13 protein-coding genes are annotated in these 13,901 nt (G+C 71.6%); 5 read left to right on the top strand and 8 right to left on the bottom strand.

The window, feature by feature from the left end; translation table 11 throughout:
• Positions 1–40: 40 nt before the first annotated feature.
• The 7 genes from OG344_RS15505 to OG344_RS15475 form a co-directional block, all read right to left on the bottom strand.
• The gene (locus tag OG344_RS15505; RefSeq protein WP_405088815.1) at positions 41–1,396 is read right to left on the bottom strand and encodes a glycoside hydrolase family 3 protein; all 1,356 of its coding nucleotides are present in this window, start codon (positions 1,394–1,396) and stop codon (positions 41–43) included.
• Between the two features lie 202 nt (positions 1,397–1,598).
• Entirely contained in the window at positions 1,599–3,281 is a 1,683-nt protein-coding gene (gene ptsP / locus OG344_RS15500; protein WP_405088814.1) for a phosphoenolpyruvate--protein phosphotransferase, read from the bottom strand.
• A gap of 115 nt (positions 3,282–3,396) precedes the next feature.
• Complete coding sequence (locus OG344_RS15495; RefSeq protein WP_327043979.1) at positions 3,397–3,654, bottom strand: HPr family phosphocarrier protein; 258 nt, start codon at positions 3,652–3,654, stop codon at positions 3,397–3,399.
• Between the two features lie 24 nt (positions 3,655–3,678).
• Positions 3,679–4,314: an HAD family hydrolase gene (locus tag OG344_RS15490; RefSeq protein ID WP_405088813.1), complete on the bottom strand. Its 636-nt coding sequence runs from the start codon at positions 4,312–4,314 to the stop codon at positions 3,679–3,681.
• A gap of 7 nt (positions 4,315–4,321) precedes the next feature.
• Positions 4,322–4,768: a PTS glucose transporter subunit IIA gene (locus tag OG344_RS15485; protein WP_405088812.1), complete on the bottom strand. Its 447-nt coding sequence runs from the start codon at positions 4,766–4,768 to the stop codon at positions 4,322–4,324.
• A gap of 104 nt (positions 4,769–4,872) precedes the next feature.
• Positions 4,873–5,109 (bottom strand): glucose PTS transporter subunit EIIB, encoded by a 237-nt coding sequence (locus OG344_RS15480; protein WP_405088811.1) that lies wholly within the window; start codon positions 5,107–5,109, stop codon positions 4,873–4,875.
• A gap of 32 nt (positions 5,110–5,141) precedes the next feature.
• The gene (locus OG344_RS15475; protein ID WP_405088810.1) at positions 5,142–6,176 is read right to left on the bottom strand and encodes an SIS domain-containing protein; all 1,035 of its coding nucleotides are present in this window, start codon (positions 6,174–6,176) and stop codon (positions 5,142–5,144) included.
• Positions 6,177–6,327: 151 nt separating this feature from the next.
• Here OG344_RS15475 and OG344_RS15470 point away from each other — a divergent pair, with 151 nt between their 5' ends.
• The 3 genes from OG344_RS15470 (at position 6,328) to OG344_RS15460 (ending at position 9,164) form a co-directional block, all read left to right on the top strand.
• Positions 6,328–7,068, top strand: coding sequence for a GntR family transcriptional regulator (locus OG344_RS15470; protein ID WP_117410363.1), 741 nt, complete (start codon positions 6,328–6,330; stop codon positions 7,066–7,068).
• 28 nt (positions 7,069–7,096) lie between these two features.
• Positions 7,097–8,431 carry a PTS transporter subunit EIIC gene (locus OG344_RS15465; RefSeq protein ID WP_405088809.1) on the top strand — a complete coding sequence of 445 codons (1,335 nt, stop codon included), beginning with the start codon at positions 7,097–7,099 and terminating at the stop codon, positions 8,429–8,431.
• Between the two features lie 262 nt (positions 8,432–8,693).
• Positions 8,694–9,164, top strand: coding sequence for an Rv3235 family protein (locus OG344_RS15460; protein WP_405088808.1), 471 nt, complete (start codon positions 8,694–8,696; stop codon positions 9,162–9,164).
• Positions 9,165–9,270: 106 nt separating this feature from the next.
• Here the strand turns inward: OG344_RS15460 and secA are convergent, their stop codons facing one another.
• Positions 9,271–12,072 carry a preprotein translocase subunit SecA gene (gene secA, locus OG344_RS15455; protein ID WP_405088807.1) on the bottom strand — a complete coding sequence of 934 codons (2,802 nt, stop codon included), beginning with the start codon at positions 12,070–12,072 and terminating at the stop codon, positions 9,271–9,273.
• A 219-nt stretch (positions 12,073–12,291) separates the two neighbouring features.
• Here secA and OG344_RS15450 point away from each other — a divergent pair, with 219 nt between their 5' ends.
• Together OG344_RS15450 and OG344_RS15445 are read left to right on the top strand one after the other, a co-directional pair.
• Complete coding sequence (locus OG344_RS15450; RefSeq protein WP_327043971.1) at positions 12,292–12,564, top strand: HGxxPAAW family protein; 273 nt, start codon at positions 12,292–12,294, stop codon at positions 12,562–12,564.
• 102 nt (positions 12,565–12,666) lie between these two features.
• Positions 12,667–13,899: a winged helix-turn-helix domain-containing protein gene (locus OG344_RS15445; protein WP_405088806.1), complete on the top strand. Its 1,233-nt coding sequence runs from the start codon at positions 12,667–12,669 to the stop codon at positions 13,897–13,899.
• The last annotated feature ends 2 nt before the right edge of the window (positions 13,900–13,901 follow it).

Raw genomic sequence — 13,901 nt, 5'->3', positions numbered from 1 at the left:
GGCATGGTGGGCAGCCTAAGGATGCTCTTGTAAGGCGGGGTCAGCGGGACTGGGCGAAGACGCGCTGGGCCACCTTGAGGTGCTCGGGGGACCGCAGGGAGCCCGGATCGGTGTGGATCGGCCCGAAGAGGCCGCGTCTCTCCTTCAGCCGAAGGATCCGCAGCACCGACTCGTTGATCCTGCTCTCGGAGATCCGCCCCGACTTGACCGCCTTCAGGATGGCGTCGTACGCCTTGGGCAGGTTCGGCGGCATGAGGAGCATGTCGGCCCCGGCGAGGACGGCCCGCACGACCACCTCGCTGTCGCCGTACTTCTCGCGCACCCCGGCCATGTCCAGCGCGTCGGTGCTGATCACGCCACCGAAGCCGAGTTCGTCGCGGAGCAGGCCGGTGAGGATACGGTGCGACAGCGTCGCCGGGTCTCCGGACGGGTCCAGCTCCGGCATCACCACGTGCGCCGACATGACGACGTCCACACCGTGGGCGATGGCCGTACGAAACGGCGGCGCGTCCAGCGTCCGCCACTTGGACATCGTGTGCTTGATGACCGGGAGGCCGGTGTGGCTGTCGACGGAGGTGTCGCCGTGGCCGGGGAAGTGCTTGGCGACGGAGGCCACCTTCGCGGCGTGGAAGCCGTCGACGGCCGCGCCGACCATCGGCGCCACCTTCTTCGGGTCGGAGCCGTAGGCGCGCGGCCCGATGACCGGGTTGCGCGGGTTGACGTTGACATCGGCGACCGGCGCGAAGTCGAGGGAGATGCCGAGAGCGCGCAGTTCCTCACCGGTGACCCGGGCGACGTCCCGCGCGTTGGCCGTCTGGCCGGTCGCGCCGATCTGCGCCGCGCCGGGAAGCTTGGTGACCAGGGCCCGGAGCCGGGAGACGATGCCGTTCTCCTGGTCAACGCCGATCACGAGCGGCGCACCACCGTCCGCGCGGGCGGCCTCGCGCAGACCGGTCGTGAGCGCCGCCACCTGCCCGGCCCCGGACACGTTGCCCGCCCAGTCGAACAGGATCACCCCGCCGGGCCGGAACTTCTCCACGACCTCCGCCGGAGTCGCCACGCCGTAGCGCGCCTGGTTCTCCTTGCTCGGCGCCCCGGCCTTCGGGCCCCACACCACGACGGTGAACAACTGCGCGACCTTGTCCCGCAGGCTCATCGCGGCGAGCGTCCGCTCGGCCAGCCCCTTCGACGACCCTCCAGACGACCCCTCCGAAGACGCGGCCGGGGTCGTCGCGTCGGTTGAGGCGGCGGAGGAGGCGGAGGAGGCCGCCGCGGACGCGGACACCGGCGCGGACGCACCCGGCGAGGTCTGCGCGCCCACGGCGCCGGTTCCGGACGAGCATCCGGCCACGAGGAGGGCGGCGAGCATGACCCCGCCTTGTCTGAGTCCTGGCACGCCTTTTACCGTAACCGCACCTCGGGCCTGCTCACCCACCGGCTCGCGAACCGGCTGTGACCCGGCGGTGAACCGGCTCCCCGACCCGCTGGGCACCAGCTCGCCGACGGCTCCCGGACCCGCGCTCAGACCGGCTCCCGGACCGGCGTGGGCGGCGGACGAGGCGCCCGCCGCCCAGGCCGTACGGATGGATCCGTACGGGTCAGAGGCCGAGGTCCGCCAGGCCGGGGAGCATCGTGCGCGCGGCGGCTTTCGCGTCCCGGGCGGAGACGGCGGAGCGGGCCGCCACGGCGGCGGAACGGCACTCGTCGAGCGTGTGCCGGGCCAGCGCGGCGCGCACCCACGGGAGCGCGGAAGCGCCCATCGACAGCGAGGTCACCCCCATGCCGACGAGCACGCAGGCGAGCACCGGATCGGCCGCCGCCTCGCCGCAGACGCCGCAGCCCTTGCCCGCTTCCGAGGCGGCCGAGGCCGCCATCGCGATCAGGTCGAGCACCGCCGGATGCCACGGGTCCTGCAGCCCGGCGACGGCGCTGACCTGGCGGTCGGCCGCGAGCGCGTACTGCGTGAGGTCGTTGGTGCCGATCGAGAAGAAGTCGGCGGCCCGGATGAGGTCCGCCGCCCGCAGCGCCGCCGACGGCACCTCGATCATGATTCCCGCGCTGTCCAGCCCCGCCGTGCGGCACGCCTCGGCGAACCACTCGGCCTCCTCGGCCGTGGCCACCATCGGCGCCATGACCTGGACCTCGGCGGAGGTGCCCGCCGCAGCGGCGGCCAGCGCGCCGAGCTGGGCCGCCATGATCTCGGGATACCGGCGGAACATCCGCAGGCCGCGCTCCCCAAGCGCCGGGTTCGGCTCCTCCTCCGGCGGCGGCAGGAACGCGAGCGGCTTGTCGGCCCCGGAGTCGAGCGTGCGCACCACCACCCGGCCGCCCGGGAACGCCTCGAACACCGCGCGGTAGGCCTCCTCCTGCTCCTTCGCGGACGGCGCCGACGCACGGTCGAGGAAGAGGAACTCGGTGCGGTAGAGACCGACGCCCTCGGCGCCGTGATCGAGGGCGTCCGGCAGGTCGCGCGGGCCGCCGATGTTGGCGAGCAGCGGCACGGCGTGACCGTCGGCGGTCGCGCCCGGGCCGTCTGCCGCCGACAACGCCGCGCGCCGCGCCTCGACGGCCCGGCGGGCCGCCGCGACCCGGTCCGGGCCGGGGGCGAGCAGCACCTCGCCCGAGCCTCCGTCCACCAGCACGGGCATGCCGGGGGTGATCGCGGTGGCGCCCGCGCAGCCGACGACGGCGGGCACGCCCATCGCGCGGGCGAGGATCGCGGTGTGGCTGGTCGGCCCGCCCTGCTCGGTGACGAACGCGGCGACCACGTCCTTCGACAGCAGCGCGGTGTCGGCCGGGGCGAGGTCCCTGGCGACGAGCACGAACGGCTCGGCGGCGCTCGCCGGCACACCGGGCATGGGCCGGCCGGTGAGCACGGCGATCGTCCGGTCGCGGATGTCGTCGAGGTCGGTCACCCGCTCGGCGAGGTAGCCTCCGGCCGCGGCGAGCAGGTCGCGATATTTGCCGAAGGCGTCGAAGACGGCGCGCGGGGCGGCCACGCCCCGGTCGATCAGCGCGCCGACCTCCGCGGCCAGGCTGGGATCGCGGGCCATCAGCGCCTGCGCTCCGAGCACCTCCTCGGCCTCCCCGCCCGCCCTGCCGCCGCGCGCCTCAAGGTCGGCGGCCACCTCCTCGACCGCCCGCTCGGCACGGGCCCGCTCGGCGGCGGCGTCACCGCCGTGCCGCGACTCCCTGTCGGGCTCGGGGATCTCCCCCGCCAGCACGTGGGCCGGGCCGTATCCGGCGCCGGGGCTGACCGCCGTACCGGAGAGCGACCCCATGCGGATAGGCGACCCCGGGCCGGTCGCCCCGTCACCCGCTCCCGTGAGCGGTCCCGGGCCCGTCGCCTCGCCGCCCGCCGGCGTCCGCCGCGTGTTCATCGCGCGTCCGCCGGCGTCAGGGGGCCGCGGCGATCTGGGCGAGTTCGTCGAGCAGCGCGTCGGCCCCCTCGCCCTCCGCGCTGATGACGATCGCCTCCCCCTGCCGTACGTCGAGCGCCAGCACCGACAGGATGCTCTTCGCGCTCACCGGCGTGCCGCCCGCCTTGGCGATGGTGATCTCGTACGACGCCTTCGCCGCGGTCTGCACGAACGTCGCCGCCGGGCGGGCGTGCAGCCCGACCTCCGACGTGACGCTGACTCTACGTTCGGCCACGTTTCCTCCTCTGTGGGCGGTGGTCTAGACCGCCGGTGCTTCCGTCAAAGGCCAGTCAATACCCGACATGTCGGGGATTACCAGATCTGCATGCGACAGTTCATCCGGGTGATGCGTGGTCGCCACCGCGACGCAGGTCATACCCGCCGTCCGGGCCGCCTCGATGCCGGCGAGCGAGTCCTCGAACACCACGCACGCGGCGGGGTTCACCCCGAGCAGGTCCGCGGCCAGGAGATAGCCGGACGGATCGGGCTTGCCCACGATCACGTCCTCGGCGGACACAATGGTCCGGACCACCTCCAGGACCCCGATCTCGGTCAGCCGGGCCACCGCCCAGTCCCGATCCGCCGAGGTCACCAGCGCGAGCGGCGACCCGTGCCCGGCGACCCGCAGGACCAGGTCGGCCGCCCCCGGCACCGGCACGATGTCCGGTAGACCCGGCTGCCCGTAGTAGGAGGAGATCTCGTCCATCAACGTCCGCACGTCCATGTCGGGGAACACCTCGGGGATGACGTCGGAGCCGCGGCGGCCCATGAAGCGCCGCAGCAGCGTCTCGTCGTGGGCGATCCCGTGGTTTTCCAAGAGCATCCGCCACAGGGCCCGGCTGCGTATCTCCGTGTTGATCAGAGTGCCGTCGAGGTCGAAGAGCGCGGCCTTCATGACGCCATCACGACCACTCGAACAACGTGTCGCCCGCGTTCACGCTGCCCTCGGCGATCCCGCCGACCGCGTCCCGCACCGCGTCGAGCGCCACCACCGGGCAGACCGGCGACCGGCCGCCCGCCTCCACGGCCGCGGGGTCCCACGCCACCACCGGCTGACCGGCCCGTACGCGGTCGCCCTCGGCGGCGAGCAGGCGGAAGCCCTCCCCCTTGAGCTGGACGGTGTCGATGCCGAGATGCACCAGCACTCCCCTGCCGTCGTCGCCCACCACGACGTATGCGTGGGGGTGCAGTTTCACGATCGTGCCGTCGATCGGGGCCAGGGCCTCGACGGGCTCCCTGCGGGGATCGATCGCGGCGCCGGGGCCGACCATCGCCTGGGAGAACACCGGATCGGGCACGGCGGACAGCCCGATGGCCGCCCCCGCGACAGGGGCGAGAACAGTCGTCAATGAAGGGCCCTTCCCTGGTGATCCGGGCAGGCGTCACGCCGGGGGCCGCCGGAAGCCCGTGAGGGACGGGCGAGGGACCGGCGGACCCGTCGTGACCTGCCGGTCTAGCCGATGATGTCCTCGATGTCGCTGGCGATGGTGTCGGCCTCGGGGCCCACCACGACCTGGACGACGTTGCCCGCGGCCATCACTCCGTGGGCGCCGGCCGCCTTGAGCGCGGCCTGGTTCACCTTCGACGCGTCGTGCACCTCGGTGCGCAGCCGCGTGATGCACGGCTCCACCTCGATGATGTTGCCGGCGCCACCGAGCCCGGCGATGATCGCCTCGGCGTCTGCAGCCATGGGGGTCCTCCTGTGTTCGATCGGCCCGTCGTTCAGTCGGTCTGGGTGACCTTCTTCAGACCGCGGGGGGAATCGGGGTCGATACCGAGCCTGCGCGCGAGCGCCTCGGTGAGCAACTGCCCCGGGACGATGAGTCCCAACGGCGCCACCCACTCGGGCAGGTCCGGACCGTTCAGCGCGGCGGTCGAGGCCGCGGCGAGCCGCTCGCCGCCCCCGACGCCGTACGCGGCGGCGCCCGCGCCGGTGACCCGCTCGGCCAGCGCGACGGTGCCCGCGAGGGTGGGGCCCTGCCCGGACGCGACCAGGATCGCCGGGGTGTCGGCGTCCACGACCGCGATCGGGCCGTGCAGCAGGTCGGCGTACGAGAGGCCCATCGCGTGCAGGTAGCACGCCTCCTTGAGCTTGAGCGCGAGCTCCAGCGCGGTCGAGAACGCCAGGCCGCGGCCGGAGACGACGACGCCGGGCTTGTCGGCCAGGCCCTCGACCACCGCGTCGAGGTCGCCGGGGTCGGAGACGAGCTTCTCCACGGCGTCCGGCACCCGGCGCAGGTCGTCGGGGTCGACGTCGGCGCCGAGGCCGATGGCGAGCACGGCCAGCGCGGCGAGCTGGGTCGTGTAGGTCTTCGTGGCCGGCACGGCCTTCTCCTCGCCGGCGAGCGTGCACAGCGCGAGGTCGGCCGCCTGGGCGAGCGGCGATTGCTCGCCGCCGTTGGTGACGGCGACGGTCCGCGCGCCGCAGTCCTTCGCCCACTGGAGGGTCTCGACGATCTCCTCCGTACGGCCCGACTGGGACAGGCCCACGGCCAGCACGCCGTCGAGGTCGAGTCTGCGGCGGTAGGCGGTGGCGATCGAGGGGGCGCCCAGCGCGGCCAACCGGCCGGCCCGCGCCTCGATCAGGTAGCGGCCGTAGACCGCCGCGTTGTCCGACGTCCCCCGGGCGACGAACAGCAGGTGCCGGGTGCCGCGCGCGACGGCCTCGACCTCGCCGGTCCGCGGGAGCAGGGCGTCCAGCGTCGCCCGGATCGCCGCGGGCTGCTCGGCGATCTCACCGCGCATTCTGGTCGTCATAGGTGATCATCCCCCGCTTGGCGAGATTTGTCTGTTATGGATCCGTCGCCGGCCCATACATTGACACATATTTCCCGGCTGTGGTCTAGTCCGGACTAGACCAGTAAGAATCTTAACTTATCCACACGATCCGGAGCGAGAAGGGGGATCAGTGGCCCAGATCGATCCGGACAGCCCGGTGCCGAAGTATTTCCAGCTACGGGAGATCCTGCTCGATCTCATCGAGAACAACGAGCTGCCGATCGGCGCGGCGATCCCCTCCGAACGCGACCTGAGCCAGCGCTTCGACCTGTCTCGTATGACGGTACGGCAGGCCGTGGACCACCTGGTGTCCGAGGGGCGGCTGCACCGGGTGCCGGGCAAGGGCACGTTCGTGGCACGGCCGAAGATCGAGCTGGCCCTCCAGCTCACCTCCTTCACCGACGACATGCGAGCGCGGGGCATGGAGCCGGGCTCCCGCGACCTGGACCGGCGGGTGGTCCGGGCCAGTGCCCACCTCGCGCGGCAGCTCGGCATCCAGCCGGGCGACGCCGTCCACTTCATCGAGCGGCTGCGCACGGCGGACGGGGAACCGCTGAGCATCGAACGGGCCCACATCCCGGTCAAGCTCGCGCCCGGCCTCGATGAGTTCGACCTGACGGGACGATCCCTCTACGCCCTGCTCGAGTCGCGCTACGCGCTCGTGATGGACGCCGGGGAGCTGACCATCGACGGCGGCGTCGCCGATCCGAGCGACGCCGACCTGCTCAAACTGCCCCGGGGCGGGGCCGTGCTGCTGCTGCAGCGCCGGTCCTTCGCCGGCGGGGTCTGCGCCGAACTCGGCGTCTCGACCTACCGGGCCGACCGCTACCAACTCCGGACGCTCCTCGGAGCCCCGGCCAGACGCCTCTAGCACTCCCCCCATCCTGGAGGAACAGCCCATGAGTTCCACCTCCGCCGACGCGGGCCTGCCCGCCGCACCCTCGGGCCAGAACGCGCTGATGGCCGCGCTGTCCCGCATCGGCCGCTCCCTGATGCTTCCGATCGCGGCGCTGCCCGCCGCGGCGCTCCTCCTCCGGATCGGCCAGGACGACCTGCTCGGCCGTACGGACAACGCGACCCTGGACAAGATCGCGCAGGTCGTCGGCGGCGCGGGCGGCGCCCTGTTCGACGCGCTGCCGCTGCTGTTCGCGGTGGGCGTCGCGGTCGGCTTCGCCCGGCGGGCCGACGGCTCGACCGCCCTGGCGGCCGTGGTCGGCTACCTCGTCTGGGACCGGGTCACCCACCTGATGTTCTTCGACGCCGCCGCGGACGCGGCGGTCCACAAGAAGGTGGCGCAGTCCGTTCTGGGGGCGGACGGCAAGCCGGCCGAGGCGCTCAACCTGGCCTCGGCCAACCCGACCGGAGTGCTCGGCGGCATCCTCATGGGCCTCGTCGCGGCCGTCCTGTGGCAGCGGTACTACCGGACGAAACTGCCCGCCTACCTGGCCTTCTTCGGCGGCCGGCGCTTCGTGCCGATCCTCACGGCGCTGGCCGGGCTCGTCCTCGGCGTCGTCTTCGGCCTGATCTGGTCGCCGATCGGTGAGGGGCTGTCCACCTTCGGCAGCTGGCTGGCGAACAACTCGGCACTCGGCGCGGGCATCTACGGGATCGTGAACCGGGGCCTCATCCCCTTCGGCCTGCACCACTTCGTCAACTCGATCGTCTGGTTCGCCGTGCCGGAGTGCACCGTCGGGGCCACCCACGCCGCAGGCGACCTGAACTGCTACTTCGCCGGGCAGGACGGCGCCGGCGCGTTCATGGCGGGCTTCTTCCCGGTCATGATGTTCGGCCTGCCGGCCGCCGCCATCGCGATGTGGCGGGCCGCCCCGCCGCACCGCCGCGCCACCGTCGGCGGCATCATGATCTCCTCCGCGCTGATCTCTTTCTTCACCGGCATCACCGAGCCGATCGAGTTCGCGTTCATCTTCGTGGCGCCGGTGCTGTTCGCGGTGCACGCGCTGCTCACCGGCGTCTCGATGGCCCTGGTCGCGTTCCTGGACGGACGCCTCGGCTTCGGGTTCTCCGCCGGAGCCATCGACGCGGGCCTGAACGCGACGAAGGACAACACGCACAACTTCTGGCTGATCATGCTGATCGGTGTCGTGTACTTCGTCCTCTATTACGTGATCTTCAGCTTCCTCATCAAGAAGCTGAACATCATGACGCCCGGCCGGGAACCCGAGCCCGATGTGGACTCCGGGGAGAGCGCCGAAACGGCGCGCGCCCGCGCCTGACGCGTCACGCCCCCTCGCGGGGAACAGGGGCGCCCGGCGATCCCGGGCGCCCCTGTCGCGTTCTCCGCGAATTCCGGATGACCTCAAGGCCCTTCGCCACGTTCCACTAATGGGGGATGTTCCCCCCAGCTCGGCCGGATCTTCCCGGACGAATGGCGGCACGCAGCGGCGATTCTCGGCAAAGTTGGCGAGCCCGGTATCAGGCGGGATGACCGCAACCTCTATTAGGCGTCAGATCCTGGCGCGCGAGAGCGGAGTCACGATGCCCAAGCCCGTCCCCCTGCCACGGCTCGCGGCCGTCCCCCCGGCGGACCCTCCCTACGACGAGCGGGACGGCGGTCCCGTGACGTACGGCGCGCTCGCCCTCGCCCCGGCCACCCTCCCGGCGCCGCCCGTGTCGTACCCGTACGGACGGCCGGGGGGCTCGCTCACCGACGAGCGCCGCCTGCGAGGGCTCGGCCAGGCGCTGGCGGAGATCCTGGCCGGCCGCCGGCCGCCGGAGACGGTGGCCGGCCGGCTCACCGAGCGGGCCTACCGCGAGCTGGTCCGGGCCGGAAAGATGATCGACACCGAGCGGCCGCCGCTGACCGGCCTGCCGCACGTGCAACGGCCCCTGGACGGGGTCATCGAGATGTGCCTGCTGGTCAACTGTGGTCCGCGCAGCCGGGTGCTCGCCGTACGGCTGGAGCGGCACGGCATGCAGTGGCTGGTCACCGACTTCGAGACCGCCTGACCCCGCAGGCCCCCCGGCCCCCTTTACCGGCTCTTTCCCCGGTCATGGAAGGACCCCGCCGGACATGTCCGGCGGGGTCCTCCTCAGCTCAGGTCACGCCTGACGGTCACGCCTGCTGGTTGCGCGGGTCGCCGTGGCAGCGCTTGAACTTCTTGCCCGAGCCGCAGGGGCAGGGCGCGTTGCGCTCGACGTCGCCGTACGCGGCGCGCTGCTCGGGGGTCGACCTGACCCGGCTGACCTCCACGTCGCCGCTCTCGCCGGGCGCGGTGTAGACCATCTCGGTCGGCCGAGACGGCTGCCGCAGCGCCCGGGCGATGATCGACCCGGTCTCCGACAGCGCCGTGTCCTCCTCGGCGTTCTCCTCCACGATCGGGTTGGCCTGCACCTCGACCTCGAGGTTGAACAGGTAGCCGACCGACTCCTCCTTGATGCCGTCGAGCATCGCGGCGAACATCTCGAAGCCCTCGCGCTGGTACTCGATCAGCGGGTCCTTCTGGGCATAGGCGCGCATGCCGATGCCCTCCTGGAGGTAGTCCATCTCGTAGAGGTGCTCGCGCCACTTGCGGTCGAGCACCGAGAGGATGACCCGGCGCTCCAGCTCGCGCATCGCCTCGGGGCCGAGCTCCTCCTCGCGGCGGTCGTACGCCTGGAGCGCGTCTTCCTTGATCTTGTCGGCGATGAGCTTGGCGTCAAGGTCCTCCTTGGCGCCGCCGGCCTCCTCGACGAGCTGGTCGACCGTGAGGGAGACGGGGTAGAGCTGCCCGAAGGCCTTCCACAGCTTGTCGAGGTCCCACTCCTCGGCGAAGCCCTCGCCGGTGGCGCCCTTGACGTAGTCGTCGACGACCTCGGTGACGAAGCCGCGGACCTGCTCGTGCAGGTCGGCGCCTTCCAGCACCCGCCGCCGCTCGGCGTAGATGACCGTGCGCTGCCGGTTCATCACCTCGTCGTACTTCAGGACGTTCTTGCGGATCTCGAAGTTCTGCTGCTCGACCTGGTGCTGGGCCGACGCGATGGCCTTGGAGACCATGCCCGACTCGATCGGCACGTCGTCCGGGATGTTCAGCCGCGTCATGATCATCTCGACCCGGGCGGCGTTGAACAGGCGCATGAGGTCGTCTTCGAGCGACAGGTAGAACCGCGACTCGCCGGGGTCGCCCTGACGGCCGGAACGGCCGCGGAGCTGGTTGTCGATGCGCCGCGACTCATGCCGCTCGGTGCCCAGCACGTAGAGCCCGCCGGCGTCGACGACCTGCTCGTGCTCGGCCTTGACGGCCTCCTTGGCCTTCTCCAGCGCCTCGGCCCAGGCCTTCTCGTACTCGTCCGGCGTCTCGGACGGCGACAGGCCGCGCTGCTGAAGCTCCAGGTCGGCGCGGAACTCGGGGTTGCCGCCGAGCATGATGTCGGTGCCTCGACCGGCCATGTTGGTGGCCACGGTGACCGCGCCCTTGCGGCCCGCCTCGGCGACGATCGTGGCCTCACGGGCGTGGTTCTTGGCGTTCAGCACCTCGTGCGGCACGCCCTGGCGCTTGAGCATGCGCGACAGCTTCTCGGACTTCTCGACGCTCGTGGTGCCGACGAGGACCGGCTGGCCCTGCTCGTAGCGCGCCTTGATGTCGTCGACGCACGCCTGGAACTTGGCGTCCTCGGTCTTGTAGACCACGTCGGCCTGGTCCTGACGGACCATCGGCCGGTTGGTCGGGATCGGGACGACGCCCAGCTTGTACGTCTGGTGGAACTCGTTGGCCTCGGTCGCGGCCGTACCGGTCATGCCGGCGAGCTTCTCGTACAGGCGGAAGTAGTTCTGGAGGGTGATCGTGGCGAGAGTCTGGTTCTCGTCCTTGATCTTCACGCTTTCCTTGGCCTCGATGGCCTGGTGCATGCCCTCGTTGTAACGGCGGCCGTGCAGCACGCGCCCGGTGAACTCGTCGACGATCAGGACCTCGCCGTCGACGACGATGTAGTCCTTGTCCTTCTTGAACAGTTCCTTCGCCTTGAGCGCGTTGTTGAGGAACTGCACGAGATGGGTGTGCTCGGGCTTGTAGAGGTTGTCGATGCCGAGCCAGTCCTCGACCCGCTCCACGCCCGCTTCCAGAATGCCGACCGTGCGCTTCTTCTCGTCGACGACGTAGTCGCCGGTGCTCTCCTCGCCGTCCTTGCCCTCGGTGCCGCGGCGGAGCCTCGGCACGATCCTGGCGAACTCCTGGTACCACTTACCCGACTGCTCACCGGGGCCGGAGATGATGAGCGGGGTGCGGGCCTCGTCGATCAGGATCGAGTCGACCTCGTCGACGATGGCGTAGTTGTGGCCGCGCTGGACGCACTCCTCCATCGACCACGCCATGTTGTCACGCAGGTAGTCGAAGCCGAACTCGTTGTTCGTGCCGTACGTGATGTCGGCGTTGTACTGCCTGCGGCGCTCGTCCGGCGGCATGTTGGCCAGGATGACCCCGACCTCCAGGCCGAGGAAGCGGTGCACCCGGCCCATCGTCTCGGCGTCGCGCTTGGCCAGGTAGTCGTTGACCGTGACGACGTGGACGCCCTTGCCGGAGATCGCGTTGAGGTAGGCGGGAAGCGTACAGGTAAGCGTCTTGCCCTCACCGGTGCGCATCTCGGAGATGTTGCCCATGTGCAGGTTGGCGCCGCCCATGAGCTGCACGTCGAAATGGCGCTGCCCGAGGACCCGGCGGGCGGCCTCGCGCACGGTCGCGAAGGCCTCCGGCATCAGGTCTTCGAGGGACTCGCCGTCGGCATGCCGCTGCTTGTACTCGGCGGTCAGCGCGCGGAGCTCGGCGTCGGACAGGCTCCTGAAGTCCTCTTCGATGGAGTTGACCTGCTCGGCGATGCGCTTGAGCTTCCGCAGAGTCTTGCCTTCGCCGGCGCGAAGGATCTTGTCGAGAATGGCTGGCACTTTTAGTAAAGCTCCTCGCAGGTCTCACCCCGGCCGACCACCGGGGTGTGAGGACGAGACATACTTCCCCGCTAACCATCGTAGGCGGTTCCATCACCAGACACAGCCACCCGCAAACGACGGAGCGCCGCGGCACAATCTCCTTACCCATAGGGAGAAAACCGCCCAGGGGGTTCCCCGATGTCCCGACCGCCCGGGCCATCAGGTAGAAAACGGGGTATGGCACAGAGCGGACACCAGGGCAGCCACGCGGGAAGCGCCAAATCGTGGCTCGCCGTCAGCATCATCCTCATCGGCTTCACGATCGGGGGCGTGGCGCTGACCCTCGGCCCGAACTGGCTGTTCGTGTGGATCGGCGCGGGCATCTGCGCGGTGGGCGGACTGCTCGCCCTCGCGTTCGACATCTTCTCGGACGTGATCGTGGACGCGCCCCGGGACATCCAGGTGCAGGAGCACCACTCCCCGTTCGAGCACCGGTCCATCGGTTCCTGAAACAGTCACGAGGCCGCTGAAGCTTTCACCGGCCCGCCCGGGAGACCCGGCCCTGAACCGCCGTAGGCGTTTTGTCGGTCACCGCGTCTACCATCTCCTCCTGTGACCGACCTGACCGCCGACGAGGCCCGCAGGATCATCCTCCGGGCCCAGGGTTTCCTCGGCGCCGCCGCGCGCGGCGGCGGGGTTCCCGCCATGCTGCGGCGCGTCGGCGCCGTCCAGCTCGACACCATCTCCGTCCTGGCCCGCTCCCACGAGCTCGTCGCGTACGCGAGGCTCGGGGCGGTCGGCCGGGACGCGGTCGAGCGCGCCTACTGGGACTCCCCCGCCCGCGCCTTCGAATACTGGTGCCACGCCGCCTGCGTCCTGCCCATCGAGCAGTGGCCGCTGTACGACTTCCGCCGCCGCGCGTTCCGGGAACGGCGGTTCCGGTGGCACGAGGTGCCGCCCGTGGTCGACAAGGTGCTGGAGCAGGTGCGCTCCGACGGCCCGCTGACCACCGCCGACATCGGCGGATCCCGTGTTGACCGGCGCGCCTCCGGCTCGACACAGGCGGGTGAATGGTGGGACTGGTCGGACACCAAGATCGCCATTGAGTGGCTGCTCGACATCGGCGAGGTCGTCTGCACCCGCCGCGCCGGCTGGCGGCGGGTCTACGAGCTCGCCGAGCGCGCGGTCCCGGCGGAGCTGCTCGGCCGGGACCTGTCCGACGCCGAGTGCGTGACCCGGCTGACCGGCATCGCCGGGCGCGCGCTGGGCGTGGCCACCCGGGCCGACCTGGCCGACTTCACCCGCGTCAGGGGCGCTCACGGCGCCCTGCTCGACGAGGCCCTGCGCAGCGGAGCGGCCGGCTTGGTCCCCGTACGGGTGTCGGGCTGGCCCGCCCGGCGCGGTGGGGGCGCCGGTGGGCCCAACGCCTGGGCCGACCCCGCGGCGCTGGACGGCGAGCCGCGCGGGCGGCACCGCACGACGCCGCTGTCACCGTTCGACTCGCTGATCTGGGAGCGGGCGCGGGCCGAGCGCGTCTTCGGCCTCAGCCATCGGCTGGAGGCCTACGTGCCGAGGGACAAGCGGGTCCACGGCTACTTCGCGATGCCCGTGCTCGCGGGCGGCCGGATCATCGGCCGGGTCGACCCGGCCCGCGAGGGCGCCACCCTGGTCGCCCGCCAGGTCGGGTTCGAGCCCGGGGCGCGGGCCAGGGACGTGACGGCGATGAGCGACGCGCTGTGGGAGGCCGCGAGCTGGGCCGGCTGCGCCGACGTACGCGTCGAGCGGGTCGGGGCGCCCGAGCTGGAGGCCCCGCTGCGCGCCGCCGTGGCCCGCGACCCACGCTGACC

The sequence above is a fragment of the Microbispora sp. NBC_01389 genome, assembly GCF_045040095.1.
Classification (GTDB): Bacteria; Actinomycetota; Actinomycetes; order Streptosporangiales; family Streptosporangiaceae; genus Microbispora.
This window is presented reverse-complemented; position numbering and strand designations above follow the sequence as displayed.

Coding starts and splice junctions, on each gene's coding strand:
- ptsP (WP_405088814.1), bottom strand. CDS start 3,281: ATGGGGTCGCTCTCCGGTACGGCGGTCAGCCCCGGCGCCGGATACGGC.
- OG344_RS15490 (WP_405088813.1), bottom strand. CDS start 4,314: ATGAAGGCCGCGCTCTTCGACCTCGACGGCACTCTGATCAACACGGAG.
- OG344_RS15480 (WP_405088811.1), bottom strand. CDS start 5,109: ATGGCTGCAGACGCCGAGGCGATCATCGCCGGGCTCGGTGGCGCCGGC.
- OG344_RS15475 (WP_405088810.1), bottom strand. CDS start 6,176: ATGACGACCAGAATGCGCGGTGAGATCGCCGAGCAGCCCGCGGCGATC.
- OG344_RS15465 (WP_405088809.1), top strand. CDS start 7,097: ATGAGTTCCACCTCCGCCGACGCGGGCCTGCCCGCCGCACCCTCGGGC.
- OG344_RS15460 (WP_405088808.1), top strand. CDS start 8,694: ATGCCCAAGCCCGTCCCCCTGCCACGGCTCGCGGCCGTCCCCCCGGCG.
- OG344_RS15450 (WP_327043971.1), top strand. CDS start 12,292: ATGGCACAGAGCGGACACCAGGGCAGCCACGCGGGAAGCGCCAAATCG.